Annotated in this window: 23 protein-coding genes; 8 read left to right on the top strand and 15 right to left on the bottom strand. The window is 73.2% G+C overall.

Translation table 11 applies throughout. The features are described from left to right. Positions 1 to 5: 5 nt before the first annotated feature. From CHC11_RS06350 to CHC11_RS06400, 11 genes are all read right to left on the bottom strand, one after another. Positions 6 to 3,005 (bottom strand): ATP-binding protein, encoded by a 3,000-nt coding sequence (locus CHC11_RS06350; protein ID WP_179278714.1) that lies wholly within the window; start codon positions 3,003 to 3,005, stop codon positions 6 to 8. Between the two features lie 360 nt (positions 3,006 to 3,365). Continuing rightward, entirely contained in the window at positions 3,366 to 3,653 is a 288-nt protein-coding gene (locus CHC11_RS06355; RefSeq protein WP_089310639.1) for an MFS transporter, read from the bottom strand. A 438-nt stretch (positions 3,654 to 4,091) separates the two neighbouring features. Next, a complete protein-coding gene (locus tag CHC11_RS06360) occupies positions 4,092 to 5,351 on the bottom strand; it encodes a hypothetical protein (protein ID WP_143226950.1) in 1,260 nt (419 codons plus the stop codon). Between the two features lie 160 nt (positions 5,352 to 5,511). Then, positions 5,512 to 6,381: an Rv3654c family TadE-like protein gene (locus tag CHC11_RS43775; protein WP_089310641.1), complete on the bottom strand. Its 870-nt coding sequence runs from the start codon at positions 6,379 to 6,381 to the stop codon at positions 5,512 to 5,514. Continuing rightward, a complete protein-coding gene (locus tag CHC11_RS06370; protein WP_089310642.1) occupies positions 6,329 to 6,673 on the bottom strand; it encodes a TadE family type IV pilus minor pilin in 345 nt (114 codons plus the stop codon). Before CHC11_RS06370 ends, CHC11_RS43775 begins: the two co-directional genes overlap by 53 nt. Before the next feature lie 11 nt (positions 6,674 to 6,684). Next, on the bottom strand, positions 6,685 to 6,879 hold the full coding sequence (locus CHC11_RS06375) for a DUF4244 domain-containing protein (RefSeq protein WP_089310643.1): 195 nt from the start codon (positions 6,877 to 6,879) through the stop codon (positions 6,685 to 6,687). 86 nt (positions 6,880 to 6,965) lie between these two features. Then, positions 6,966 to 7,547: a type II secretion system F family protein gene (locus tag CHC11_RS06380; RefSeq protein ID WP_245918806.1), complete on the bottom strand. Its 582-nt coding sequence runs from the start codon at positions 7,545 to 7,547 to the stop codon at positions 6,966 to 6,968. A 534-nt stretch (positions 7,548 to 8,081) separates the two neighbouring features. After that, on the bottom strand, positions 8,082 to 8,777 hold the full coding sequence (locus tag CHC11_RS43305) for a type II secretion system F family protein (RefSeq protein WP_281258282.1): 696 nt from the start codon (positions 8,775 to 8,777) through the stop codon (positions 8,082 to 8,084). A gap of 195 nt (positions 8,778 to 8,972) precedes the next feature. After that, the gene (locus CHC11_RS06390) at positions 8,973 to 10,121 is read right to left on the bottom strand and encodes a TadA family conjugal transfer-associated ATPase (protein ID WP_089310645.1); all 1,149 of its coding nucleotides are present in this window, start codon (positions 10,119 to 10,121) and stop codon (positions 8,973 to 8,975) included. Beyond that, a complete protein-coding gene (gene ssd, locus CHC11_RS06395; RefSeq protein ID WP_089310646.1) occupies positions 10,118 to 11,191 on the bottom strand; it encodes a septum site-determining protein Ssd in 1,074 nt (357 codons plus the stop codon). Before ssd ends, CHC11_RS06390 begins: the two co-directional genes overlap by 4 nt. A gap of 1,192 nt (positions 11,192 to 12,383) precedes the next feature. Continuing rightward, positions 12,384 to 13,175, bottom strand: coding sequence for a Fic family protein (locus CHC11_RS06400; protein WP_089310647.1), 792 nt, complete (start codon positions 13,173 to 13,175; stop codon positions 12,384 to 12,386). 238 nt (positions 13,176 to 13,413) lie between these two features. Here CHC11_RS06400 and acs point away from each other — a divergent pair, with 238 nt between their 5' ends. The 5 genes from acs to CHC11_RS06425 all read left to right on the top strand — a co-directional run bounded on the left by acs (position 13,414) and on the right by CHC11_RS06425 (position 18,687). Further along, on the top strand, positions 13,414 to 15,378 hold the full coding sequence (gene acs, locus CHC11_RS06405; protein WP_089310648.1) for an acetate--CoA ligase: 1,965 nt from the start codon (positions 13,414 to 13,416) through the stop codon (positions 15,376 to 15,378). Between the two features lie 236 nt (positions 15,379 to 15,614). Then, entirely contained in the window at positions 15,615 to 16,838 is a 1,224-nt protein-coding gene (nhaA, locus tag CHC11_RS06410; protein ID WP_089310649.1) for a Na+/H+ antiporter NhaA, read from the top strand. 13 nt (positions 16,839 to 16,851) lie between these two features. After that, the gene (locus CHC11_RS06415) at positions 16,852 to 17,283 is read left to right on the top strand and encodes a phage holin family protein (RefSeq protein WP_089310650.1); all 432 of its coding nucleotides are present in this window, start codon (positions 16,852 to 16,854) and stop codon (positions 17,281 to 17,283) included. Positions 17,284 to 17,291: 8 nt separating this feature from the next. Further along, on the top strand, positions 17,292 to 18,215 hold the full coding sequence (locus CHC11_RS06420) for an alpha/beta fold hydrolase (RefSeq protein ID WP_089310651.1): 924 nt from the start codon (positions 17,292 to 17,294) through the stop codon (positions 18,213 to 18,215). A 115-nt stretch (positions 18,216 to 18,330) separates the two neighbouring features. After that, positions 18,331 to 18,687 carry a DUF309 domain-containing protein gene (locus tag CHC11_RS06425; protein WP_245918809.1) on the top strand — a complete coding sequence of 119 codons (357 nt, stop codon included), beginning with the start codon at positions 18,331 to 18,333 and terminating at the stop codon, positions 18,685 to 18,687. A gap of 176 nt (positions 18,688 to 18,863) precedes the next feature. On the opposite strand, the gene CHC11_RS06430 is transcribed toward CHC11_RS06425, so the two are convergent. The 3 genes from CHC11_RS06430 to nth form a co-directional block, all read right to left on the bottom strand. Next, on the bottom strand, positions 18,864 to 20,060 hold the full coding sequence (locus CHC11_RS06430; protein ID WP_179278716.1) for a MarP family serine protease: 1,197 nt from the start codon (positions 20,058 to 20,060) through the stop codon (positions 18,864 to 18,866). A 217-nt stretch (positions 20,061 to 20,277) separates the two neighbouring features. After that, positions 20,278 to 20,979, bottom strand: a complete 702-nt coding sequence (locus tag CHC11_RS06435; RefSeq protein ID WP_179278717.1) for an NUDIX hydrolase — start codon at positions 20,977 to 20,979, stop codon at positions 20,278 to 20,280. A 56-nt stretch (positions 20,980 to 21,035) separates the two neighbouring features. Next, positions 21,036 to 21,776: an endonuclease III gene (nth, locus tag CHC11_RS06440; RefSeq protein ID WP_089310653.1), complete on the bottom strand. Its 741-nt coding sequence runs from the start codon at positions 21,774 to 21,776 to the stop codon at positions 21,036 to 21,038. A gap of 119 nt (positions 21,777 to 21,895) precedes the next feature. On the opposite strand from nth, the gene CHC11_RS06445 reads away from it, so the two are divergent. Then, positions 21,896 to 23,161, top strand: a complete 1,266-nt coding sequence (locus CHC11_RS06445) for a PucR family transcriptional regulator (protein WP_089310654.1) — start codon at positions 21,896 to 21,898, stop codon at positions 23,159 to 23,161. 12 nt (positions 23,162 to 23,173) lie between these two features. Here the strand turns inward: CHC11_RS06445 and CHC11_RS06450 are convergent, their stop codons facing one another. After that, complete coding sequence (locus tag CHC11_RS06450) at positions 23,174 to 24,607, bottom strand: sigma-70 family RNA polymerase sigma factor (RefSeq protein ID WP_179278718.1); 1,434 nt, start codon at positions 24,605 to 24,607, stop codon at positions 23,174 to 23,176. Between the two features lie 163 nt (positions 24,608 to 24,770). Between CHC11_RS06450 and CHC11_RS06455 the strand changes: the two genes are divergently transcribed. Together CHC11_RS06455 and CHC11_RS06460 are read left to right on the top strand one after the other, a co-directional pair. After that, positions 24,771 to 25,652 (top strand): SDR family NAD(P)-dependent oxidoreductase, encoded by an 882-nt coding sequence (locus CHC11_RS06455; protein WP_089310656.1) that lies wholly within the window; start codon positions 24,771 to 24,773, stop codon positions 25,650 to 25,652. After that, positions 25,649 to 26,260 (top strand): carboxymuconolactone decarboxylase family protein, encoded by a 612-nt coding sequence (locus tag CHC11_RS06460; RefSeq protein WP_089310657.1) that lies wholly within the window; start codon positions 25,649 to 25,651, stop codon positions 26,258 to 26,260. The genes CHC11_RS06455 and CHC11_RS06460 overlap by 4 nt, the downstream gene beginning before the upstream one ends. The last annotated feature ends 34 nt before the right edge of the window (positions 26,261 to 26,294 follow it).

Below are 26,294 nucleotides of genomic sequence, written 5' to 3' on the forward strand. Positions count from 1 at the left end.
GATCGTCAGATGGCACGATCCTGGCGAAGGTCGCGTTCCGCGAGCGTTCCGCGCACCCGCTCCTCGAACGCCCGCTGCCCCTGGCGGCGCGCCGCCGCGAGGGCCCGCCGCAGCTCCGCGTCCACCTCCCCGCCCGGTGCGCCGAGCGCGGCCAGGAACGTCGCGCGCAGGCGCCGGGTCTCGGCCTCCCACAGCCGCGCGCCGCGTCCCATGCCGAGCGCCTCGTCCGCCAGGGCCAGCCCTGCCGCCGGCTCCGCCGCCAGCGCGTACCCCTCCAGCAGCAGCCGCGTCGCGACGCCCGGCAGGCCCGGCGCGGGCGCCTCCCCGTGCACGACCTGGTCGCGGAAGCGGCGCAGGCGCGCCAGGCCCGGGCCCGTCCGTCCGGCGAGGAGGTCGAGGTAGCCGCCGAGCAGCTCCATGGGAACGCGGACCTGGCGCGGAGCGTCCTCGGCCAGGTCCGCCTCCAGGCCGCGCACGTGCCGGCGGAACTGCGCGTCGTCCCGGCGGTCCACCGCGTCGACCGCCGCCCACAGCCAGGTGACCGCCCGGCTGTAGGCGTGGGTGGACCCCTGCGCGACCGCCAGGGCCGCGTCGCGCTCTCGGTCGGCCTCGGCGCCGCGGCCGAGCAGCCACAGCGCGTGCGACAGGCGCAGCCGGACGATCAGCTCCGTGTCCTGCCCGTAGCGCAGCACGTGCGCGGCGCGCCGCGCGGGCCGGAACCGCCGCATCGCCGCCGTGAAGTGGCGGCGGGCGCCCTCCAGGTCGCCCGACCAGTAGGCCGCGATCCCGCGGACGTGGTCGGCCTCGGTCCGCAGGACCTGGTCCCCGTCGCGCTCGGCGCGGTCCCGCAGCCGCTCGCCGAAGTCGTGCGCCGCCGCCCACTCGCCGCGCGTGAGCGCGGCCAGCGCGAGCGACCACACCAGCGGCGGCTCCGGCTCGGCGCCGAGCCGGTCGGCGAGCCGCAGCGCCCGCGCGTGCACCCGCGCCATCCGCTCCGACCCGTACCCCTCGCACGCCACGAGCGGCGCCGGCAGCGCCGTCAGCAACCGCAGCTGGGTTTCGGCGGTGCCGGGGCCCGGCGGCAGGCCCTCCGACAGGGCCAGCGCCCGCTCCAGCTCCCCTACCGCGTCGTCGTGCGCGTGCAGCCACTGCGCGTCCCCGGCCGCCCGCTCGTGCCATCGGACGGCGTCCGCGACCGCGCCGGCCTTCTCGTAGTGCGAGGCGAGCGCCGCCGCCGCGGCGCCGCACTCCTCCAGCGCGCGGGCGACCGCGAGGTGGACCCGGCGCTGCCGGGGCGGGCCCAGCGCGGCGTAGGCGGCGTCCCGAATCCGGCCGTGGCTGAAGTCGTAGGCGCCGGCGCCGTGCGCGCGGACGATCCCGCGGCGCCACAGCTCGTCCAGCGCGGCGACGAACGTCCGCTCGTCGAAGCCGCTCACCCTCGCCGGGACGTCCGCGGGGAAGGCGCGTCCCACCGCCGCGGCGATGCCCGCCAGCTCCGCGGCCGGCCGCGACAGCCGCTCCAGCCGTCCCGCGATCACCGCCTGCACCTTCGCGGTGTCCGCCGGCGCGTCCGCCCGCACGGCCTCCACCACGAACAGCGGGTTGCCCTCGCTGTAGCCGTGGAGGCGGTGGAGCCGCCCGGCGTCGAGCGGGCCTCCCGCGACGCGCTCGGCCAGCAGCGCCGTCTCCGCCGGGCCGAGCCGACCGAGCCGGATCTCGGTGAACCGGTCGAGCGACTGGAGCGACCCGATCAGCGCGCCGAGCGGGTGACCGGCGTCGAAATCCTCGCGGCGGGCGGTCGCGGCGACGAGCAGCCGCGCGGACGGCGCCGCCCGGACCAGGTAGTGGATCAACCGCAGCGACTGCGCGTCCGCCCACTGCGCGTCGTCCACGACCAGGAGCAGGGGCGCCCCGGCGTTGAGCAGCGCACGGCCGACGGCACGCGGCAGCCGCCGCCGCAGCTCCGCCTCGGAGACCGGCGCGGGCGGCGCCACGTCGCCGTCCAGCTCGGGCAGCAGCCGGGAAAGCTCGGTCAGCCCCGCGCGGTCGAGCCTCGCCAGCCGCGCGGACACCGGACGGGAGCGCAGCCATGCCGACACCACGCCGTAGGCGACCGTCCCCTCCGCCGGGTAGGCGCGCGCCTCGACGGCGATCGCGTTCACGTGCACGCGCAACTCGTCCACCAGCCGGGTCTTGCCGACACCCGCCTCCCCGCTGACCAGCACGAACTGAGCGCCTCCGCCGGCGGCGGCCCGCCACACGCCCGCCAGCCGGTCCCATTCCTCCGCGCGCCCGACGAACGGCGACGTCGCATGCCGGACGTCTGCGGCGGGGGCCGTCTCCGCCAGCAGCTCTTCGTACATCGCCCGCGTCTCCGGGGACGGCTCGACGCCGAGCTCCCGCTCCAGAGTCGCGGCGCACACGTGGTAGGTGCGCAGCGCCCGAACCCGGTCGCCGCATTCGCCGGCAAGCCGGATCAGCAGGCGATGGCCTTCCTCCCGCAGGGGATCGCACCCCACCAGTTGCTCGGCGCGGCGAATGGCCGCGGGCCAGTCGCGCTCCAGCTCGTGCCGGCGTGCCAGCTCCCCGAGCGCCTCCATGTGCAGCTCCGCGAGCCGCTCGCGCTCGTCCGCGATCCACTCGTCGTAGTCGCCCTCCAGCAGCTCGCCGCCGTAGACGCGCGCGGCGTCCTCCAGCCGCCCGTCGGCGAGCGCCTGCTCGAACTGCTCGACGTCCAGCCACAACGGCGCGTCCTCGCGCCACCGCAGTGTCCGCGCGCCGATGTCGATGAAGCGGTCGGTCTCCGGCAGGCAGCGGCGCAGATTGTGCAGGACCTTGCGCAGATTGGTGCGCGCCTGGGCGTCCGTGGAATCCGGCCACAGCAGGAACGCCAGCCGCTGCCGCAACTGCGGCGCGTCCCGGTGGAGCAGCAGATAGGCGAGCAGCGACTCCACTCTTGCGGACTCCAGCGGCGGGAGCGGCTCACCGTCGAGCCGCAACTCCACGCCCCCGAGCAACCGAGCCCGCAGACCGGCCATCCCTCAGCCCGCCCCCGGCGGCGCCCGGAGCGCGGGCGCCGGGCATCCGGGTGCCGCCCCCCGCAGCACCGACCGTCCTGGAAAGTGGCGATGCCCCCGCTCGCGCATAAACCCACGGTACGTCGCCCTGACACCACCCGCCACGGCCATGACCTCGGCCGATCTCCACGCGTGCGGCGAACTCGCCGCGGCCCGGCGGTTGAAGAGGCAGGGCGGCTCGCTGGGCGGGCCGCCCGGCCGCCAGAGGTCCGGGCTCGACACCGGGTGCCAGCGGGTCGGGCGCTGGCCGTCTTCCCGCCCGGCTCGACGGCCGACCGGAAGCCCTGCTCAGCGGGATCGGCCGCGGAGCATGATCGCAGTGAGCACGGCACCGGTGAGGGCGGTCGCCGCGCCCAGCGGGAAGAGCCGGCCGAGATCGGCATGGGACGGAGCGCCCGATCCCAGCACGGCCCCGTAGACGGCGATCCCGACCGAGATGCCGACCTGGAGGACGGTGTTGTTGACGCCCGAGGCCATGCCGAGATGCCGCTCGTCGGGGATCTCGACGGCCAGGCCGCCCAGGACGGGCAGCGCGACGCCGCAGGCGAACCCGGCCACGATCAGGCCCGCGGTCACGCCCCGGCCTGACGGCCCGCTTCGAACGAGGCCTGACCGGCATCCTCGCCGGCCTGGCCCAAGACCACTCGCCGCCCTAGCGCTCCACACCACCCCAACAAGAGCCGACTACGACTGCCCCAACCGGCCACAGGACCCGATGGGCTGACAGTCAAGGGCTTCGGCACACCATCCGCCATACGGGCACACCGGCCCAGGGGGGCGCCTTTGAGCGTTACCGGCCCAGCCCGTCAGACTCAGCCGCAGGTGGCCTGCGTTCCACTCGGCTACCGGGCGCACCAGGAAAACCACCGGTGGCGACCAGCGCTGAGCTTTGCCTTCACCTGAGCTGGCGACGCGGACGTCTTGCCGGCACCACCGCGCGGCGGCTGGGCGACAGGTGCGCGGCCAGTTCACCCGTATGTGGCTTGGGCTCCACTCGGGCGGGGCTTCAAAAGATCACTTGCGGCGGCGGCCGCGCTTCGGCTTCGCGCCGGGGTTGCCGAGGCGGACGTTCACTCCGCTGGAGGGCTTGCCCAGGGTCGCGGGACGGCGGCCGGTCTTCGGCTTCGAGTCGAGGACGGCCGTTGCGGTGGCGCGCTTGGACGAGCGGGCCCCCCTGGCTCCGGCCGCGGCGACCGGGGCGGTCTTGGCGAGGGCCTCAGCGCGCGCGATCTGCTGGCGCGACTTGCTCACCCGCTTGCGTCCGCTGCCGCCGCGTGCGATGCGGGCCGCCATGCCGTTGCTGCTCGTGCCCGCCTGGGCGACGCGCAGGTGGCGCGTCCAGGTCCCGAGGTGCGCGGCGACGATCAGCAGGACCAGCGCGATGCCGACGCTCTTGCCCCACTGGAGCCGGTCGGTCGCCGCGATGTTCTGAGCCCTGGGCGAGTCGGTGGCGATCTGCGGCGCGGGGTAGGTGAACCCGGGCGTGGCCCCGTCCGGCTGGACGGACGGGAGGGTGACCGGCGACTCGTTGTTGAACGGTGTCAGCGGCGTCCCGGCGCTGGGGACCCCGGAGCCGCCGGAGGGCAGGGACGGAACCGAGCCGCCGCCGGGGGCGGAACCGGTCCCGCCTCCGAGCGAGGCGGTCACCGAGGCGGTGCCCGAGTAGAGCGATCCACCCGTGCCCGTGGACCGGATCGCCTTGACGCCCACGGAGGCCGCGCCGCTGGACCTGGTCAGCGACAGGGTGGTGGAGCAACTCGTTCCGGAGCAGAGGGATTTGAGCGAGCCGGCCTTGGACTTCACGCCCGACCCGGCGAGCGTGTAGCCGGTGAGGTCGTCTTCCAGGCCGCGGTTCCACTTCACCGCGAGCTTGCCGCCGGACGCGTCGGCGGAGACGCCGGTGGGGGCCGCCGGCGCGATGCGCACGGTGAAGGTGTTGGAGTCGTAGACGTGGTTCGTCTGCTTGCCGAGCAGGTAGACCTTGTAGCGACCATTCCGACTGATCGAGAAGGTTCCGGACATATCGCCCGAGAGGCCCTTCTCCTGAAGGAACGTGTCGCCCATCCCGGGGCCGTCCACCCGCAGCTGCATCGTGATGGCGAAGTCGAAGTGGGCCTTCGCGGTCACCTGGGACCCGCTGCTGATCACGGCGCCGTTCGCCGGAGTGACGACGGTGGTCGAGGCCGCCTGCGCAGGCAGCGCGGCGAGTACCGGGAAGCTCATCGCAAGGGGTGCCGCGAGCGCGATCGCACCGATCCTGCGAATGATGGTCACGGCCTCAATCCCTTCGACAGCTCGCGCCGGTCTTCCGCTGGACGCACCGCGCCCGGCGATAACTATGGGCCTACGGCAGCGTAACGTACCACCGGGTAGCAAAAGTCACAGAGGGATGACGAAGAGGAACGTGTTTTCATTCTCCGCGCCCTCCCCGCCTCTATTGACAATCAGTGCAACGAGGCATGTGGCGCCAGGGTACGCCGTCCCGCCCCACAGGACCAGCCCTCGCCCGAGAAACGATCCGCCGTCCCCTCAGCCCCATGAGCATCGGGACTTCGACGGCCACCGAGACGTCGACGACCTCTCCCCGCACCCGGCATCGCACCATCCGCGCCCCCGACCCGGCCGCGATCTCCCTGGCCCTCGCACAGGCCGCCCCGCCCCCTTCGGCGACCCGCGCCGCCCCCGCCAGCGCCGCCATGTCCGCCGCCGCCTCCCCCCGATGCCGCGCACCCCGAACCCCGCCGACCAGGATCGCCGCCACCCCCACCACCCAGATGAGGACCGCGAACCCCACCACCCAGACCGACCCCGACCCGCGATCCCCACCCCCCGCCCCCACCCCCCCCCCCCCCCTCCCCCCCCCCCCCCCCCCCCCCCCCCCCCCCCCCCCCCCCCCCCCCCCCCCCCCACCGGCAGTCCGCCTCCAAGCGGTCGCCGCGCCCCCGCCGCTCACACCACCGGTAGTCCGCCTCCGAGCGGTCGCCGCGGTGGCGTACTGACCTTGCTGTGGCAGCTCCTCCCTCTGCCGGGTCACCGCCGCCCCTGGACGGCAGGCAAAGGGCCCAGCGCTTTGCGACCACACCAGGCTTCGCTCGGGGAAGGGAACGCGGGCTTGCATCGGCTCTCCGATCCGATGAATGGCGAGTCGTCTCCACGGGTCGTCTTCATCCCGTGAGGAGCCGGGAGAGGTGCTCACGGTCATCGCGACGTCCAAGGCCTCGACCGCTGAGCTCTCGGGCGGCGGGTGCGGGTCACGGGGTGGCGGGCGGGAGGCCGGGTTCTGTTTCGGCGGCCGCGTGGGCATGGACGATGAGGGCCGGTAGACCGATCGCGGCGGCGGGTGCTACGGGGGCCGAGATGTCGACGCTGACGGTGGCCTCGTCGCGGTGGACCTGAATGGTCGCCTCCTTCGGGACGGCCCTCTCCACCAGTCCGCGGACGGCGGTGAGGGACTCGCCTCTGGCCGCCGCCCGAGCGCCGCTCCGGGCCGCGTCGGTACAGGCGAGCTGGATGGACGCCGCCCGCACACCCCACAGGGCGATCGCGGTGACCAGCACCAGGGAGGGGAGGGCCACGGCGATCTCCGCCGTGGCCATCCCGCGATCTTTCAGCCGGCCAGGTTGAGGGCCTTCTCGATGATCCGTAAGAGCATCGTCTTCACCTGGGGACTGGTCACGATCTTGAACAGCAGGCCGGCGAAGGCCGCCGCGGCGATGGTGCCGACCGCGTACTCGGCCGTGGACATCCCGCGGTCCCTGCACGTTCCGGACCATCGCCGCACCACCGTCTTCCATGCCCTCATCGGGGCTCCTTTCGCTCGTGGTCGGTTCCAGGCTGCTGGGCCGGGAAGCCGGACGACGCGCGAACCGCGTTCTGTGGATAACCCGTTCACCAGGGCAGGAGGATCGTCGAGGCGATCCCGGCGATGGCCGGGACGACGCCGAGGAGGACGAAGGCGGGCAGGAAGCACAGGCCGAGCGGCGCGAGCGCCCGGATGCCCGCCGCCCGCGCCCTGGCGGCGGCGGCCGAACGGGCCACACGACGCTGGTCACGGGCGAGGCGGCTGAGGGACGGGGCCAGCGCCGCGCCCGTCGACGCCGCCCGGGCCGCCGCACGCGCCAGGGGGGCGAGCATCGGCTCCTCCAAGGCCGGCCAGGCCTCCGCCGGGTCGGCCCCCAGGCGGATCTGGACGGACACGGCCCGCAGTTCCTCGCCGAGCGGGCCTCCCACCGCGCCCGCGACCGCTTCGACCGCCTCGTGCCAGGGCGCGCCGCCGCGCAGGCAGGCGGCGAGGAGGTCGACCGCGACGGGGAGATCGGCGATGAGCCGCGCCCGTCTGCGGCGGCGCTCCCCATTGCCGAGGCGGCTGAAGGACAGCCAGACGGCCGCGGCGACCGGCACGCCGATCACTCCACCGGCCAGGCCGCCCAGCGTCACCACGCACAGCGCTCCCGCCACTCCCGCAGCCACCCGCCGAAGGATGACGTCACGGCGCCCGGACGCCCCGGAAGGCCCGTCCCGCTCCTTCACCTCCAAGGCTTGGACGGACGGCCCCCGTAGGCGAGCGCGGTCTCTCGCCCATGGGGGCCGCCGTTTGTTCGCCGCGTGCTTCGGCGGAGGCCCTCCGAACTGACCGATCAGCCTCCGCGTGGAGGTACGGATCCCCCTGGGAAGGAGAAACCCCGATGCCGCTGCGCAGAGCATGACCAAGAGCGTCGTCATTACTTCACCTGCTCCCTGCTCGACTCGACCGGCCACGCCTTGCGCGGCCCCGTAAGCGCGCCGCGTCCCAACCGACTCCAAGCCCGCTGACGTTCCGGCCGTCAGTAGTTGGCGCCAGCCCGAGCCGGCCGTACGCCCCTGGACAGCTCCGCCAAGCCCGGCGCCTTGAGCTCGACGTGCGGCTTCAGGGGGCTTCTAGGTGGGGGCGTTGAGGGGCGGCTGGAGGTCGCGGAGCCGAAGTCTCGGGGTGTGCATGGCGGCCCTCCATCGGGTGGGTGTCGACTAGTGGGGAGATTCGGCGGATTTGGCCAGGTGGCGGGTCCAGTAGAGGCCGGTGATGTTGAGGGCTGTTCCTGTGATCAGACAGGCGAGGCCAGGGAGGGTGGTGCAGAGGAAGGGGATGGGGCGGGCGCCCAGGGCGGCCGCCATGGCCAGGCCCAGGAGGGGGAGGGCGGCCAGGAGGCGGGCCGTGGCTCGGGGGCCGGCCAGTTGGACGGATACGTCCTGGCGTTGGGCCTCCTCGTCGCGGAGGGCGCTTGCCAGGCCGTCCAGGACGGTGGCCAGGGTGCCCCCGCGTTCGGAGCCGATGCGCCAGCAGGCCGCCAGGAGGCGCAGGCCCTCCGCGCCGGGCTGCGTGGCCAGCTCGTCCAGGTGATCGGGGGGCGGGCGGGGCAGGCCGAGCAGTTCCTTGGAGACGTGTGGGTCGAGTAAGGCGGCGGCCGCGGTGAAGGCCTCGTCAGGAGTCCGCCCGGCGGACAGTTCGGCGGCCATGGCGTCGCAGAGTTCGATGATCGAGCTTCGGCGGCGTTGCGGCCGCGTCCGGCGCTCCCTGAAGGCCGCCAGTCTGGCGCGCAGCGGCCGCATCGGGTCGCCTGGTGGAGGCGCGCCCAGGCGGTCCAGACGATGGCTCGCTGGGGTGGGCGCCAGGTAGGTCCACGCGGCGGCGGCCGCGCAGAGCACGGCTAAGACGATCAACACGAGACGCCTCGCAGATGGCTCAGGCGATGGCCCGCAGGGGCGGGCGCGAGGTGAATCCACACAGCGACGGCCGCGCAGAGGACAGGAAAGGCACTCAGCACCAGGCACCTTGCGAGCGGTCTGGACGGTGGGGTGCTGGCGCAGGTGTCAGGTGGGGCCACACGGCGGCGGCGCAGGGGATGGTTGTGGCCATCGCTAGGTGACTCTCAGGCGGGTGGTCAGTGCGTCTGCGCCTGCGGCGGGGATGGTTTCACCGGAGGCGGTGAAGGAGACCGCGGGGACGACGCCGACCAGGCCGGTCGGGTCTCGCTGGAGGAGGCAGATCTCGGCTACCCGGCGCCGGCCTCCGCCCGGGTCTCGGACCAGGTGGACGATGATGTCCAGCGCAGCGGCCAGTTGGCTGTGGACCGCCTCTCGGGTGAGGCCCGCCGCGCAGGCCAGGGCTTCAAGGCGGGCGGGGACGTCGGCTGCCGTGTTCGCGTGGAGGGTGCCGCAGCCTCCCTCGTGGCCCGTGTTCAGAGCCTGCAGGAGAACCACTACCTCGGGACCTCTGACCTCACCCACCACCAGGCGGTCGGGGCGCATGCGGAGGGCCTGGCGGACCAGGTCGTTCAGGGTCACACCGCCGGCGCCCTCGGTGTTGGGCGGACGGGCCTCCAGCCTGACGACGTGGGGGTGGGTGGGCTTCAGCTCGGCCGAGTCCTCGACCAGGAGGAGGCGCTCGGATGTGTTCGCCAGGGACAGCAAGCTGCTCAAAAGTGTCGTCTTGCCCGTGCCGGTGCCGCCGGTGATCAGGAAGGCCGCTCGGGACTCGATCAGGGCGGCCAGGAGGCCGGCGCCCCCGGGTGGGACGGTGTGGGCCGTGACCAGTTCGGTAAGCGTGAAGGCGCGGCGGCAGGGGAGGCGCAGGGACAGGCAGGTGCCGGTCGCGGCCACCGGCGGGAGGACGGCGTGCAGGCGGACGCCGCCGGGGAGGCGGGCGTCGGCGTAGGGGGAGGCGTCGTCGAGGCGGCGGCCGGCGGCGGCGGTGAGGCGCTGGGCCAGGCGGCGGAGGGTCGCCTCGTCCGGGAAGCGGACCGCGGTGCGGACCAGGCCGGAGCCGGTGTCGATCCAGACCTCGTCGGGGCCGTTCACCAGGACGTCGGTGACGTCCGGGGAGCGGAGGAGCGGCTCCAGGGGGCCGGCGCCGACGAACTCGGCGCGTAACTCGTCGGCCAGGGCCAGTACTTCACGGTCGCCCAGCAGGCGTTCCTCGGCGCGGAGCGCGGCGGCGACGCGACCGGTGGTTGCTTCGCCGCCCGTGTTGGCGAGCCGGTCGCGGACGGCGCTGGAGAGGCCGGTCATGCCGCCTCCCGGTAGGCGTAGGGCTGGAGGGCGAGGTCGGCCAGGGCGGTGGCGCAGAAGTCGGCGAGGGGGCCGCGGCGGCAGGCGCGTTCGAGGTCGCCGGAGTCGATGGCGGCGGGGAGGCGGCGGTCGCGGTCGAAGGACCCGGCGAACGGAAGGCCGAGGACACCCGCGACCGCGTGGGGGGTGATGCCGCCCGGGGCGGGGCCCTGGACGACCAGGCGCAGGTCGGCGGTGTCGCGGCGGAGGGCGGTGGCGAGGCCGTCGGCCGCCACGGTGGCGCGGACCTCGGCCGGGACGAGCAGCAACGTGACGGCGGCGGCGCGCAGGGCCGCGCGGCCGATGTCGCCGGGATGACGGGGAACGTCCGCGACGACCAGGTCGAACCCGCGGGCGGCGGCGTCGAGCAGGGAACCGACGGCCTCCTCGGAGACCGGGACGGGCTCGCCGCGCCGCCACGACAGCACGGACAGGTCGCCCGTGCCGGGCAGGGTCTCGCGGAGGGTCGCGGTGCTGAGGCGGCCGCGGCGTTCGGCGAGGTCGTGCCAGCGGACGCCCTCGTGCGACTCCAGCCCGAGGACGAGGTCGATGCCGCCGCCGAACGGGTCGGCGTCGACGAGGAGGGTGCGCAGGCCCTGGCCCGCCGCGCAGAGGCCGAGCGCGGTCGCGAGGACGCTCGCCCCGGCGCCGCCGCGGGCGCCGACGACGCAGACGGCGGTGGCCCAGCCGCCCTCGGGTTCGCAGGCGGCGGCGAAGGCGTCGATCAGCCAGTCCTCGTGGTCGGGGAGGGCGACGACGTCCTGGGCGCCGGCCTCCACTGCCAGGCGGTAGGCGTCGGGGGTGGCGCCGGCGGTGACGAGGACGACGCCCGGGCGGCGCTGGAGGCCCGCGGCGGCGACGTCCTCGGCGATGTCGGCGCCCACGAGGATGAGGGAGGGCCAGGTCCAGGCGGGTCTCGCCTCATCGGCGCCGTAGGCGACCTCGGCGTGGGCGTCCGCGGCGGCGGCGAGGCGGAGGAGGCCGTCGGCGAGCGCGGGGTCGCCGGTGACGATCAGTGCCGTGAGGTTCATCGGATGCTCCTTCGACGTTCGGAGACATCCACCATGCGATGCGCGGCGTGGGTGGCGAGCGGGTTCCGTCGACTGTGGATAACTTCGCCCGGCGCGGCGGGCGGGCGGTGGCGCGGGATCGTTACCCGGGGCCACCGCCCGGCCGCCTCACGACAGGGCGACCCCCGCCGGGGGGGAGAGCGGGGGTCGCCGGCGGTCCGGCTCCGGGGGGGTGGAGCCGGCCCGCTTTCCCAGAATGGTCCAGGGAGTTCGGGCTAAGTCGTGTGCAAGTCCGCTCTATGAAGAAGCAAACTCACCGACTCAAGTCTAGGCGGATACAACATATGCTGCCCGATCGTCGAGAGTTCCGTCGAGCGGCGAACTCGCCCGGCACGTAACGTTTTTCGCACCTGACGACGACGATCCGCCGGAACGGCCGGCGCAGGGCGCCGTCCGGCCTCGGCTGGGCCCCGTTCCGCACACGAAGTGCAACGGGACGGGAGTGGGATCGTACAGGAGAACTAAAGATTTTTCCTGCGTCTTCGCGCGATCGGCGACAAAGGGAAATGGTTACCCTGAGTGATCAATTTCGCGATCCGAACGCCCGTTTACGGAAGTCCGGAATATGCCTCCATGGTCGCAGGGGGCACCGAGGCCCCCTCCGGCACCGCCGCCGCCACCCGCCGGCCGTTTGTCGAATGGGGCTTGTCAACTGGGCAAATCAGGCGTACACAGGTCATACGGACCGAGTGTCCGGGCACGGCAGCCGGGTACCCACGCGCGACCAGCCGCGGGAGGCGCGTCGAGACGGGCTTGACCCGATCCGACGGATATGAGGTGCACGCCTGGTAACCCGGTGTGACGTGTCCAGCGGCGGCGTCCCGGTAAGGGACGCCGTTTCGCTTGCGCCGCACCCCTGCTGGGCCGCGTTACTCGCGGACGTCCAAGCCCAGCGCCGTCGCCAGGACGACCGCCTGGTACGGATCGATCACCGCGCGCCTCAGTGCGACGGTGAACGCAGTCGGTGAAGACGGCGCCGGTGCCACTGGCCTCGGTCATGTCCACGTCCACGAACAGGACGCCGTCGTGCCGCTCACCCGTCAGGTCGCGCGAATCCCAGTCCGCCGACGAGATCGTGGTCTCCGTCGGCGCCGAAGGGCGCCCGTGCATGCGATCGGCCATGACACCAACATGTCCCTGCCGGGTGACGGTCTCAGCCGCGCATGAACGCTTCGCAGATGGCCTGCGAGTCCCGTGCGGCGGCCGCGATGGCCGAGGAGCAGTGGACGATCCACCGCGCGACGCCCTCCGGCGTACCGGACGTGTAGCCGCGAAGGGCCTCGGCGTACTCGCCGGAGAGTTCGAGGTGCCCGACCTCAGGCGCGACCAGCGATTTCGGATCGAGCCCACGGGCGACCAGGGTGAGCCGCTGCGCGGCGCGGGCGACGATCCCGTCTCCCCAGCCGAACGGACGCAGAGCCATGAGTTCGCCGTGCACGATCGACGAGACCACGAGAGCCGGCGCCTTGGTGGGTTCGGTCAGCAGCCCGCTGAGCGCGTCCAGGCGAGCTGCCACCTCGGCCGGCGAAGGCGGCTCCCCCAGTCCGAAAACGTCCTTCACGACACTCTCGCCGGAGCGGGGACGTCCCAGATCGGCCTTGTCGACCGCGTCCGCCGCAGCGAGGACGTGCAGGCGCGCCAACGCCTGCCGCGGCGCCTTGCGCCAGACCTCGGTCAGCGTCCCGAACTCGGCCGACACACGCAGCGCCCCCTGCACGAGGGGGTCGGACGGGTGGTCGGTGGTGCGCAGCTCGTCCAGCGTGACCGAGGCGCCGTCGAGGACGGCGGAGGCCCGGGCGCCGCGCAGCGCCGACTCCGTGGACACCTCGGCGCTCCGCCGCCGCAGGATGCGGTGGCCCAGCAACCGGTCCACGGCCCTGCGCGCCTCGTCGACGGCGTCGACGACACCGGGAAGCTTCGCAACATCAGCTAGAGCATCGGTCACGGCCTGACTTTATGCCGTCGTCCGGAGCGCTCGCGCAGCGGCCCACTAGGGCGTGGACGGAGGCGGTTCTCGGGGGCGGGACGTGGGAAGGCCGTCGTGTCGGGCATACGAAGCAGCCGTGAGCGCCGATCGCGTCCCTCCCCCCGACACCCGGGATCGCGGCCTTGTGGGGACCGGGACCTACCTGGTGAAGTGGGGATACCGGGCGACCCCCGCTTCAGCTAGCAAGGAGTTCGCGTTGAGCCAGAGCCAAGAGACACTGTCGAACCTTCTGCAGGAGACGCGTCGTTTCCCCCCGCCCGCGGAACTCGCCGCCTCGGCGAACGTCAAGGCCGACGCCTACGAGCGCGCCGCCGAGGACCGCCTGGGCTTCTGGGCGGAGCAGGCGGACCGGCTTGCCTGGACGAAGCGCTGGGACGACGTCCTGGACTGGAGCAACCCGCCGTTCGCGAAGTGGTTCGTGGGCGGCGAGCTGAACGTCGCCTACAACTGCGTCGACCGGCATGTGGAGGCCGGGCGCGGCGAGAAGGTCGCGTTCCACTGGGAGGGCGAACCGGGTGACTCCCGCACCCTCACCTATGCCGACCTCCAGGGCGAGGTGAACAGGGCCGCCAACGCCCTGCTCGAACTCGGTGTCCGCAAGGGCGACCGGGTCGCGATCTACCTGCCGATGATCCCGGAGCTGCCGATCTCGATGCTGGCGTGCGCCCGCATCGGCGCGACCCACTCGGTGGTGTTCGGCGGCTTCTCCGCGGAGGCCCTCCGGACCCGCATCGACGACGCGCAGGCCAAGCTGGTCATCACCGCGGACGGCGGCTTCCGGCGCGGCAAGCCGTCCGACCTCAAGGGCATCGTGGACGAGGCCGTCGCGCGGACGCCGACGATCGAGCACGTGCTCGTGGTGCGCCGCACCGGCGAGCAGGTGGCCGAGAACGAGCGCGACCTGTGGTGGCACGACGTCGTCGAGCGGCAGAGCGACGAGCACACCGCCGAGCCCATGGACGCCGAGCACCCGCTGTACATCCTGTACACGTCGGGGACGACGGGTAAGCCGAAGGGCATCCTGCACACCACCGGCGGCTACCTGACCCAGTGCGCGTACACGCACTGGGCGGTCTTCGACCTGAAGCCGGAGACGGACGTCTACTGGTGCTCGGCCGACATCGGGTGGGTGACGGGCCACTCCTACATCGTGTACGGGCCGCTCGCCAACGGCTCGACCAGCGTCATCTACGAGGGGACGCCCGACACCCCCGACAAGGGCCGCTGGTGGGACGTCATCCAGAAGTACAAGGTGTCCATCTTCTACACCGCGCCCACGGCGATCCGCACGTTCATGAAGTGGGGCGACGACATCCCGGCCCGGTACGACCTGTCGTCCCTGCGCGTGCTGGGGTCGGTCGGCGAGCCGATCAACCCCGAGGCCTACGTCTGGTACCGCAAGAACATCGGCGCCGACCGGACCCCGGTGGTCGACACGTGGTGGCAGACCGAGACCGGCGCCATCATGATCAGCCCGCTGCCGGGGATCACCGAGGGCAAGCCGGGCGCGGCGATGCGCCCGCTGCCCGGCATCGCCGCGGACGTCGTGGACGACCAGGGCCGCTCGGTGCCGGACGGCGGCGGCGGGTTCATGGTGGTCCGGGAGCCGTGGCCGGGGATGCTCCGCACGATCTGGGGCGACGACGAGCGGTACGTCAAGACGTACTGGTCGCGTTTCGAGGGCCTGTACTTCGCCGGTGACGGCGCCAAGAAGGACGCGGACGGCGACATGTGGCTGCTCGGCCGCGTGGACGACGTGATGCTCGTGTCCGGGCACAACATCTCCACGACGGAGGTGGAGTCGGCGCTGGTCTCGCACCCGAAGGTCGCCGAGTCGGCGGTGGTGGGCGCGACGGACCCGGTCACCGGGCAGGCCATCGTGGCGTTCGTGATCCCGCGCGGCGACGCCGGCGACGTCGAGGGCGAGGACTTCCTGCGGGAGCTGCGCGACCACGTCGCCAAGGCTCTCGGCCCGATCGCCAAGCCCCGCCAAATCATGATCGTTCCGGAGCTGCCGAAGACCCGCTCCGGCAAGATCATGCGGCGGCTGCTGCGGGACGTCGCGGAGAACCGCGGCATCGGCGACGTCACGACGCTCGCGGACAGCACGGTGATGGACCTCATCTCCGAGAAGCTGCCGAGCGCCAAGTCGGACGACTGACCCGCACGGGACACGCCGCGTCCGGAACGGCCCGCGTCTGGCACACCTGCCGGGTGCGGGCCGTTCCGGCGTCCGAGCCGGGAGCACCGGGTTCCGCACTGAACGGGCCAGGTAAAATGTTCCCAGGTGCGCCGGGAAGTCTGGTCGGCAGGAACGTCCCGTAGTGATCGTGCGGGCCGTGGCCTCGTCCAGCCGTCCGCCACTTTCCAGGGGTTCTCTGTATGGCGCGCCCGCCAGTGAAACGCCGCGTTGCAGCAACGTGGCCGTTCCGTCCGACCATCCGCTACAGCGTCCAGGTCGCCAGTGCGCTCCGCACCGAGACGATCGGCGGCGTGGTGATGCTGCTCGCGGCGGTCGCGGCGCTGGTGTGGGCCAACACGCCGTGGGACGGCGCCTACGAGAGCCTTCAGACGTTCGAGATCAGCCCGCACTGGCTGCATCTCGGCCACATGGACGTGCAGCACTGGGCGTCCAGCGGGCTGCTGGCGGTCTTCTTCTTCGTCGCCGGGCTGGAGCTGCGCGAGGAACTGACGCACGGCGAACTGCGCAACCCGCGGGACGCGGCGCTGCCGGTGATCGCGGCGGTGGCCGGGATGGCGGTACCGGCGCTGGTCTTCCTGGCGGTGAGCGCGGGCGCGCCGGGCGCGGCCAGCGGATGGGCGGTGCCGACGGCGACGGACATCGCGTTCGCGCTGGCGGTGCTCGCCGTGACGTTCACCTCATGCCCGGCGCCTCTGCGCGCGTTCCTGCTGACGCTGGCGGTGGTCGACGACCTGATGGCCATCACCATCATCGCGCTCTTCTACACCGACACCCTTCACTGGACGCCGCTGCTCCTCAGTGCGGTGCTGATCGGGGTGTACGGAGCGCTCCAGCACCGGGGCGTCCGTTCCCCGTGGGTGTACGTGCCTCTCGCCGTCCTGGCCTGGTACTTCCTCCAGCGGAGCGGGATCCACGCGACCGTCGCGGGCATCGCGCTGGGGATGCTCACCAGCCCGAAGGAGACACCGGACGGGCGGCCGACGAACGCCGAGCGCGCCGACTACGCGCTGCGGCCGTTCTCGGCGGGCGTGGCCGTGCCGGTGTTCGCGTTCGTGTCGGCCGGCGTCGGCCTCGGCGCGGCGCAACTGGGCGCGGTGTTCACCGACCGGGTGGCCCTCGGCGTGATCGCCGGACTCCTGGTCGGTAAGTTCGTGGGGGTTCTCGGCGGGGCCTGGACGGCCGTGCGGCTCGGTCTCGCGACCCTCGGGGAGGACCTGCACTGGCACGAGATCGCGGGAGTCGCGCTTCTGGCCGGGGTGGGTTTCACCGTTTCGCTGCTGATCGGCGGTTTGGCCTATACCGACCCGTCACAATTCGAGAGAGTGACGACTGCGGTCCTGATCGCGAGCGTTCTCGCCTCGGCGGCCGCGGCCGTCGTCTTCCGGAGAAGGGCGCGTCTGCGCGCGCGCCCGGACTAAGGAGAAAAGCCATATGTCCGAGGCACAACCGGGCGAGCGCGTCGAGGACAAGTCCCTCGGCGAGCTGGTCGCCCTGGCGTCGAGCAGCGTCTCCGACCTGATCAGGGCCGAAATGGACCTGGCCAAGCTGGAACTGAAGGCCGACGCCAAGAAGGCCGCGCTTGGCAGCGTGATGTTCACGATCGCCGCGCTGATCGGCGGGTTGATCGTCATCCTGCTGTCGATCGCGTTCGCCTACGGGCTGGTGGCCGCCGGCATCTGGCACTGGGCGGCCTTCCTGATCGTGGCCGGGGTGTACCTGCTCCTCGCCCTGGTCCTGCTCGCCATCGGGTACTTCCGCATCCGCAAGATCGAAGGGGCCAAACGGACCCGCAAGACGCTGAAGGACGACTTCACCGCGCTGCGCCACCGCGGCGACTCCGGCAATCCCGAGCTGACGGGCTGACCGGCGCCGTGCCCGGGCACGAGGCGTCGCTGGTCGAGGTCGACGGTCCGTGGACGCACCGGCAGGTCAGCGCCGGCGGGACGCGCTTCCACGTCGCCGAGGCCGGCGAGGGGCCGCTCGTCCTGCTGCTGCACGGGTTTCCCGAGTTCTGGTGGTCGTGGCACCACCAGCTCGTCTCGCTGCCCGCCGCGGGCTACCGGGCGGCGGCCGTCGACCTGCGCGGTTACGGCGGCAGCGACAAGCCGCCGCGCGGATACGACCTGGTCACGCTGGCCGGGGACGCCGCCGGGCTCGTCCGCGCGCTGGGCGAGGCGAACGCGACCGTCGTCGGGCACGACTGGGGCGGGCTGCTCGCCTGGACGATGGCCGTCTACCACCCGAAGATCGTCCAACGGCTGGCGGTGGTGGGCGCCCCGCATCCGCTGCGGCTACGGAAGGCCGTCGCCGGCGACCCGCGCGGGCAGGGCTGGGCGGCGCGCCACACGTTCGGTTTCCAGGTGCCGCTGTGGCCCGAACGGCGCCTTGTCCGCGACGACGCGGCCCTGGTCGGGAAACTCCTGCACGACTGGTCGGGGCCGAACTGGCCGGACGAGCGCACTGAGCGGCTCGTGCGGAAAGCCGTGCAGATCCCTGGGGTCGCCCATAGCGCGCTGGAGTACCACCGCTGGCTCATCCGCTCCCAGGCCCGCCCGGACGGCATCCGCTACGCGCACCGCATGCGCGCCCCCATCCACGCCGCCACGCTCCAAGTTCATGGCGCGCTCGACACGTGCACCCTCCCGGCCAGCGCGCAGGGCTCCGGACGCTACGTGAAGGCCCCCTACCGTTGGACGCTCATAGAGGGCGCAGGTCACTTCCCCCACCAGGAGCTTCCGCAGGAGTTCGACGCCCAACTCCTCGACTGGCTGACCGACCCGGGGCCGGAACGCTGAACCCGCGTACCTTGGAGGCATGCGGGATCGGGACGGGTCGGGACGCCCACGCAACGCACGCCCACGGGACGCTTACGGACGTCCACTGCCGCACGGCGCGACCGGCATACCCACGATGCCGGACGACCTCGACATGCCACCGGCGCAAGCCCTGGCCGAGGCGCAGCGCCTGCTGGACGCCGACCGTCCGTTCCACGCCCACGAGGTACTGGAAGCGGTCTGGAAGGCCGCCCCGGAGTCCGAACGGGAGCTCTGGAGGGGCCTCGCACAGGTCGCCGTAGGGATAACCCACCTCCGCCGTGGAAACGCACGCGGCGCCGAGGCTCTCCTCAGCCGCGCCGCCGACCGGATCGTCCCGTACGAGGACGCCCCTCCATACGGCATCGACGTCCGAGGGATCGTGCAGCAGGTTCGGGATCTGACCAGGAAACCCCAGGACGGCCCGATCGCCCTCCGCCTCAGCACGAACTAGCCGGAGCAGCCCTCGGTTAGTCGGAGCAGCCCTCGGTTAGTCGGAGCAGCCCTCGGTTAGTCGGAGCAGCCCTCGGTTAGTCGGAGCAGCCCTCGGTTAGTCGGAGCAGCCCTCGGTTAGTCGGAGCAGCCCTCGGTTAGTCGGAGCAGCCCTCGGTTAGTCGGAGCAGCCCTCGGTTAGTCGGAGCAGCTCTGCGTCGAGACCGGCTTCGTGGCGTTGGCCCCCGCGCGCGCGTCGGGCGTGACCTCTCCCGCGGTGAGGGCGTAGCCGGTGGACGGCGTGTCCAAGGCGGCGGCGAAGATGACGCCGTACACGCGGCCGTCGGTGGACAGCAGCGGCCCGCCGGAGTTGCCCGGCTCGACCTTGCCGCGGATGGCGTAGATCTCGCGGCTGACCTGGCCGGAGTGGTAGATGTCGGGCCCGCGCGCCGTCTGCCGGGCGCGGATCCGGGCCGCCCCGGGCGTGAACGGCTGGTTCTTCGGGAACCCGGCGATGATCGCGTCGTCGCGGACGCGGGCCTCCTTGGCGAACTCCAGCGCCGGCGCCTTCAGCCCCGGCACGTACAGGACGGCGACGTCGCGCTTCGGGTCGTACAGCACGACCCGCCCGCGGTTGGTGTCGCCGTTGATCGTCGCCACCACCGAGGAGCCGCGCGCGCCCGCGACGACGTGCGCGTTGGTCATGATGTGCTGCGGCGCGAACACGAACCCGGTGCCCTCGATGCGGCGCTGGCACTGCGGCGCCGTGCTGACCACCTTCACGATGCTGTTCTTGGCGGCCCTCAGGCCCCGGGTGCTCAGGACGGACTCGTCCGGCGGCGGCACCTGCACCACCGACTCGCCGCCGAGGCCGTTGAAGACCTGCGGGAACTCGCTGCTCTTGACGAACCCCTGGAACGAGGCGAACCACGTCTGCGCCTGCGAGGGCATCACGTCGTTGATGCCGTTGATGATCGAGGAGCCCTTGACCTGCGTTCGGACGGGCTTGAACTCGGAGTTGGCGACCAGGCTGCCGAAGAACCAGGCGACGACCAGCAGCGACAGCGCGCTGACGAACGTGCCGCCGACCGCGTCGGCGGTGCGGGCGTTCATCCCGGTCACCCGGTTGCGCAGGACGGCGCCGACGGACGAGGCGACGAGCTGCCCGAGGGTGGCGGACAGGAACGCGACCACGATGGCGAGCAGCGCCTGCTGCGCGGCGCCGTCCACCGCGGCCTCGGCGATCGGCGGCGCGATCAGGACCCCGATGACGCCGCCGCCGACGAAGCCGACGAAACTCAGCAGGCTCACGATGAAGCCCTGCCGGTAGCCCGAGACTCCGAACAGCACGACGAGCACGAGCAGGATCAGATCGAGAATGTGGTCGTGCAGCACCGCTTCACCGTATAGGTCCGCGCCGCTGCTTCACGTCCCCTCGATGGACCAGTTTGAGGCGCGCCGGATAGCCGCCGGGGGTGACACGTGACCGTGACGACGGCCGTACCCACCGCGAACGCCCGCCTGACCTGCGGCCGAGCGGCCGCCAGGCGGACCGGGCGATTTCGTGGGAAACGACGAGACGCCTCAGCCGCGTGCGGCGAGGCTCACCCGCTCAGTCGCGCGCGGCGACGTCCACCTCTCGATCGCCCACTCCTCGATCGCGGGCGGCGAGGCTCACGACGTCCTCCGGCAGGTCCTCGACGCGGGAGGTGTCCCACGGCCGGTCCCAGCCGCCCGCACCCAGCACCTGGGTCAGCAGCGCGGCCGTGAACCCCCACACGAGCATGTCCCGGACGTGGAACGCGGGACCGACCCGGATCCCGGACGGGTGCCTCACCATCACCCGGTTCGCCGGGTCGACCAGCTCGCTGACCGGGACCCGCGCGACCGTCGCGACCTCCCCGGGATGGCCGGGCGCGACATCCGACGGCGCGCGCCACCAGCCGGCGACGGGCGTGACCCGGTGCTCGCTGTGCGACAGGTACAGCTCCGGCAGCGTGCACAGCACGTCCACGCCGGACGGCTCGACGCCGGTCTCCTCCCATGCCTCGCGCAGCGCCGCCGCGACCGGGCCGTCGTCGCCGGGGTCGATGCGGCCGCCGGGGAAGGCGGGCTGCCCGGCGTGCTTGTTGAGGGTGGCGGCGCGCTCGGTGAGAAGGATGTCCGGGCCGGCCGGTCCCTCGCCGAACAGGATCAGGACGGCGGCGGCGCGGGCGGCGGGGGCGGGCCGGAACACGGGCGGCACGGGCAGTTTCGGCGCCTCCGCGCGGAAGCGGTCGAGCCAGGCGGGGCAGTCGGGGGCGGCGTCGGTCACGTCGGTCCCAACTCCGGAACGGCCCCGTTCCTTCCCGGGGCCGTCGGGAGAACCGCTCACGAGAACGGTCCGGGCTTGACGAGCTTGCGCGCCGTCTCCTCGTCCACCGGCCCCTCGCCGAAGGACGGGCACAGCCGCGCCAGCGGACACGCCCCGCAGGCGGGACGGCGCGCGTGGCAGATCCGGCGTCCGTGCCAGATCAGCCGGTGGGACAGCATCGTCCAGTCCTTGCGCGGGATGAGGGCGCCGATCTCCTCTTCCACCTTCACGGGGTCGTCCTCGGCCGTCCAGCCGAAGCGCCGGGCCAGGCGGCCGAAGTGGGTGTCGACGGTGATGCCGGGGACGTCGAACGCGTTGCCCAGGACGACGTTGGCCGTCTTGCGTCCGACACCGGGCAGCTTCACGAGGTCTTCGAGGCGTCCGGGGACCTCGCCGTCGAACCGGTCGCGCAGTGCGGCCGACAGCCCCATGACGGACTTGGTCTTGGCGCGGAAGAACCCGGTGGGCTTCAGGATCGCCTCGACGTCCTCGGGGTCGGCGGCGGCCAGGTCCTCAGGGGTGGGGTACTTGGCGAACAGCGCCGGCGTGGTCAGGTTGACCCGCATGTCGGTGGTCTGCGCCGACAGCACGGTCGCGACCAGGAGCTGGAACGGGGTGCCGAAGTTCAGCTCGCAGTGCGCGTCCGGGTACGTCTCGGCCAGGATCCGGTTGATCCGGCGCGCCCGCCGCACCAGCCCCAGCCGCGTCTCGTCCTTCCACTTACGAGCCCGCGCCTTCGGGGACGCCTCCGTCGCCATACCGGCCAGCCTAGAGCCTCGCGGCGTCGTTCCGGCCGAACGAGAAAGTCGCGCCGACCCGCGTAATCGGAGCGGCGGCGGGCCGTCTCCACGGGCACGACGTCCCCGAAGGAGTTCTCATGTCCGACCTCAGCCAGGTGGTCCGCCTTCCGGTGCGCCGGATCGAGCTCGACCTGTCGTTCGAGGGCGCCGCCCGGATCGCGGGTGATCTTCGCGAGCACGTTCCCGGCATCGCCGCGGAGGCGGTGCGCCGGATCGAGAGGCGGCTGCCGGAGTTCGTCCGGCCGCACGATCCCCGCTACGCCAAGGCGATGCAGCTGGGCGTGCGGTGCGCCATCGGGCACTTCCTGGAGCTCATGGCCGACCCCGCCGCGCCCTCGGCGGACATCGTGGAGTTCTGGCGGCAGATCGGGGTCGGCGAGGCCAGCGAGGGGCGGACGCTGGACTCCTGGCAGGCGGCGACGCGGATCGGGACGGGCCTGGCCGTCGAGCGGCTCACCGACCGCGCCGAGCGGATGGGCTGCCGCACGAGCCCGGCGATCATCGCGGCCATCGCCAACGCGGCGCTGGACTACCTGAACCAGCTGGCGGCGATCGTCGCCGAGGGCCACGCGGACGCCGCCGCGCGGGCCGCGGGCGCCCTGCAGGACCACCGGCGGCACCTGCTCGACCTGCTGCTGCAGGGCGCGTCCCCGGCGGACCTCAAGGGGGCCGCGCGCGAGGCGGACTGGGCTCTGCCCCGCACGTTAGCGGCCGTCGCCCTCCGCGAGCACGGCTCCGACGCGCGGCACCCGTCGCTGCCGCCGGACGTCCTGCTGGGCCTGCACCTGGGGGAGCCCTGCCTGGTCGTCCCGGATCCGGAGGGCCCCGGCCGCGCCCGGATGCTGGAGCGGCAGCTGCACGGCTGGACTGCCGCGATCGGCCCGGCGGTCGGGATCGGCGAGGTCGGGACGTCCCTGCGGCTGGCGCGCGAGACCCTGGCACTGGCCTGCCAGGGCCTGATCGGCGGCGCGACGCCCATCCCGGCCGAGCGGCACATGCCGATCCTGGTGATGATGCGGGAGCGGCCGCTGGTGGAGAAGGTGATCGCCCGCAGGCTCGCGCCGCTGCTGAGCGCGCGTCCGGCGCAGCGCTACCGGCTCGCCGAGACGCTGCTGGCCTGCCTGGAGCACGGGTTCAACGCCACGGAGGTGTCAGGTCACCTGCACCTGCACCCGCAGACCGTCCGGTACCGGCTACGGCAGCTCGACGACCTGTTCGGCGACGCCGTGCACGCGACGTCGGACCGGCTGGAGCTGCACATGGCGCTGCGCGCGTGGCTCGCCCTCAACGCCGAACCCGCCGCCGAACCCGCCGCCGCACGCGACCGCCTCAACTACGGGTGACCGCCGGTGGGGTCATCCGGCGGCTTCGACGGCCCAGCCCTGGGCCGCCATGCCCGCGTAGGAGGACGGTTTCAGCGTCACCGGCTTCAGGCCCGACCAGCTCGCCTGGAGGTAGTAGCCGTCGCCGTTGGCGAGCCGGTACACCGACGGCGCGAACCGCACCAGCTTCCAGACCTGGTTCGAGCCGCCGCAGGGCGCCATGACCACCGAGTACTCGCTTCCGCCCTCCCAAGGGACGCCCGCGGCAGGCGTCCCTCGGCTCAGGCATCGGCCGGTGGAGCTGCTCGTCAACGTGAAGCCGCCGGCGGTGCTCCTGCGCTTCCACCCGGTCGCCCGGGCGGTGCAGGAGCGCTGTACGACGGACGTTCCGCTGGGCGCCAGGCACGATTGCAGCGTCGTGTTCCGCACGTGGAAGGGGCCCGCACCGGACGCCGCACCGTCGCCTCCGCCCCCTCGAACCCGGGCGCCGCTTCCGGGGGAGCGGGTGCCGACGGTGTAGTCGGGCGGGGCGGCGTCGGCCGGTGCCGAGCCGGCCGGAGCGGGCGTCGTCGGGGGCGGTGCGGCGCGCGGGTCCTCGCCCGGACCGCCGCCGACCGTGGTGAACAGGATGATCATGATGCCGGTGGCGACGCCGCCGGCCACCGCGGCCGGTAGGGTCCAGCCGGGCAGGGACGCCGCCGGGGCGAGGGGCCCGAGCGAGCCGAGCGGCGCCGACGGCGCCCCCAGCAGGACGGCGCCGATCGGCAGGGCGCGCCGCAGCCGCCCGTTGAGGTCGGCCATCTCCTTGGAGGCCCGCGCGCACTCCTCGCAGGACTCCAGATGCCGGCGCAGGGCTCGGCTCCGCCGGCGACCGGGACGGCGGACGCTCGCGGCGAGCTGGGCGGTGAACTCCGCGCATTCGGGGCGCCCGCCGGAGCCGGCGACGAGGAATGCCTGCCGGAGCCCTTCGCGTGCCCGGAACGCGAGCTGGGAGACCGCGCCCTTCTCCATCCCGAGCAGCTCCGCGACCTGCCCGACGGGCTCGTCCTCGATGACCGTGTACCAGAGGACGGTCTGCCACCTTTCGGGCAGCGACCGAAACGCGCGGACGAGCGCGTCCAGTTCGTCGACGTCCGGTGGCTCGTCCTCGGATTCCGACGCCCACTCGGCGACCTCGTCGGTCACGACGGTGCGACGGGCGCCGCGCGCCCAGTCGGTGGCCGTGTTCCGCACGACGGTGTAGAGGTAGGGCCGGCACGCGTCCCGGGGCCCGCCGCCCTGGCGCATCGCCGCGAACGTGCGGGTGAACGCCTCGCTCGTCAGGTCCTCGGCGAGGTGCTGGTCGCGGACCAGCCCGCGCGCGTACCGCAGGACCGCCGTGTGGTGCCGCCGGAACAGCTCGTCCGAGGCATCCTCGTCGCCCTCTCCGGCCGCCGCCAGAAGGTCGGCGTCCGGCCGCGTTCCCACGCCCGCTACCACCACGCCATCCAACCCAAGGCCCGCATCTCACCACAACCTTCGGAGGTCGCTTGCTCACCGAAGGAGTAGACACCCGACTCGCGCCTGAATTACGGGGATTTATGGGCAATCTTAAAAAGACAGGCTTGTTCCCCGATGTTAGGGTCGCCGCATGATCCTGGACTCGTCCCGCTGGACGGCGACCCTCGCCGGGAGGCGCGTGCTGATCACCGGCGCCGCACGGGGCATCGGCGCGGCGCTCGCCGCCCGGCTGCACGAACGCGGCGCGCGCGTGGCGCTCGCCGGCCTGGAGCCCGACCTCCTCTCGGACGTCGCCGCCGGGTGCGGGACGGCGCCCTGGTGGACGTGCGACGTGACCGACCGCGGCACGGTCGAGGACGTCGTCGACGGCGCCGTCCGGGAACTGGGCGGCCTGGACGTGGTCGTCGCCAACGCGGGCGTGGCCGCGCAGATGCCGGTCATCGGCGGCGACCCGTCCGTCATGGAGCAGAGCGTGCGGGTCAACGTGCTGGGCGTCTACAACACGCTGCGCGCGGCCGGGCCTCACCTCAGCCATGAACGCGGTTACGCACTGGCCGTGTCGTCCCTGGCCGCGGCCGTCAACGCGCCCCTGCTGGGCGCCTACAGCGCTTCCAAGGCCGCGGTGGAGGCGCTGGGCAACACGCTGCGGGCCGAACTGCGCCCGTGGGGCGCCAAGGCCGGTGTCGCGTACTTCGCCGAGCTCGACACCGACATGACGCGCCGCGGGTTCGGCACCGAGGCCGCGTCCGCCCTGATGGACGCGTCGCCCCGGAGCAGCCTGGCCTTCGGCGTCACGCCGCTGAAGGTGGGGATCGACGCGCTGGAGCGCGGGATCGCCCGCCGGTCCAGGCGGATCGTCGCCCCCTGGTGGGTGGGCGGCGTCCTGCCGGTCCGGATGGCGGTGCAGCCGGTCGCCGACCATCTCGTCCAGCGCGGGCTGCGCGACATCCTGGAGATCGCCAGGAACGAGCGGGTGGAGCTGACGACACCGCAGCCGGACACCGGGCGGTGACAGCGCCCCGCGCCACTCCCGGCGGGATCCGCGAGGTGGGAGTGGTCAACTGGCTCGCCTGCCGCGTCGCGGGCCGGGCCGCCGGGACCGGGCCGCCGAACCTGTTCCTGACCCTGGCGCGCCGCCGCGGGCTGTTCCGCGGCTGGCTGTGGTTCGCCGGGCGGCTCATGCCCGGCGGCACCCTGCCGCGCCGTGACACCGAACTGGTGATCCTGCGCGTCGCCCACCTGCGCGACTGCCGCTACGAGTTCGGCCACCACGTCCGGCTCGCGCGCCGCGCGGGCGTGCGCGAGCCGGACGTGGAGCGGCTCAAGGCGGGCCCGGACGCCGACGGGTGGACGCCGCGCGAGCGGGCGATCCTCACCGCCGCCGACCGCCTGCACGCCGAGCAGGACCTGGACGACGAGACCTGGACGCGGCTGCGCACCCACCTCACCGAGGGCGAGTGCGTCGAGCTGACCATGCTCGCCGCCCACTACGAGATGCTCGCGACCGTGATCACGACGCTGCGCGTCCAGCCCGACCGGCCCCGCCGCCCCGCCGAGGCCGCTGACCGGCACGTCCGAGGAGGTCCCCCATCCGCACCCGAGCCCTCGCGATCGCCCTGACCCTCGCCACGGCCTCCACGGGACTCGCCGCGCC

This window comes from Actinomadura mexicana, from assembly GCF_900188105.1.
GTDB classification, from domain to species: Bacteria; Actinomycetota; Actinomycetes; order Streptosporangiales; family Streptosporangiaceae; genus Spirillospora; species Spirillospora mexicana.

Bases quoted from the DNA above. Each gene is read 5' to 3' on its own strand.
- CHC11_RS43775 (WP_089310641.1), bottom strand. From the start codon at position 6,381: ATGCCCACGCGGCCGCCGAAACAGAACCCGGCCTCCCGCCCGCCACCC.
- CHC11_RS06370 (WP_089310642.1), bottom strand. From the start codon at position 6,673: ATGGCCACGGCGGAGATCGCCGTGGCCCTCCCCTCCCTGGTGCTGGTC.
- CHC11_RS06375 (WP_089310643.1), bottom strand. From the start codon at position 6,879: ATGAGGGCATGGAAGACGGTGGTGCGGCGATGGTCCGGAACGTGCAGG.
- CHC11_RS06390 (WP_089310645.1), bottom strand. From the start codon at position 10,121: ATGACCGGCCTCTCCAGCGCCGTCCGCGACCGGCTCGCCAACACGGGC.
- ssd (WP_089310646.1), bottom strand. From the start codon at position 11,191: ATGAACCTCACGGCACTGATCGTCACCGGCGACCCCGCGCTCGCCGAC.
- CHC11_RS06415 (WP_089310650.1), top strand. From the start codon at position 16,852: ATGTCCGAGGCACAACCGGGCGAGCGCGTCGAGGACAAGTCCCTCGGC.
- CHC11_RS06425 (WP_245918809.1), top strand. From the start codon at position 18,331: ATGCCGGACGACCTCGACATGCCACCGGCGCAAGCCCTGGCCGAGGCG.
- nth (WP_089310653.1), bottom strand. From the start codon at position 21,776: ATGGCGACGGAGGCGTCCCCGAAGGCGCGGGCTCGTAAGTGGAAGGAC.
- CHC11_RS06445 (WP_089310654.1), top strand. From the start codon at position 21,896: ATGTCCGACCTCAGCCAGGTGGTCCGCCTTCCGGTGCGCCGGATCGAG.
- CHC11_RS06455 (WP_089310656.1), top strand. From the start codon at position 24,771: ATGATCCTGGACTCGTCCCGCTGGACGGCGACCCTCGCCGGGAGGCGC.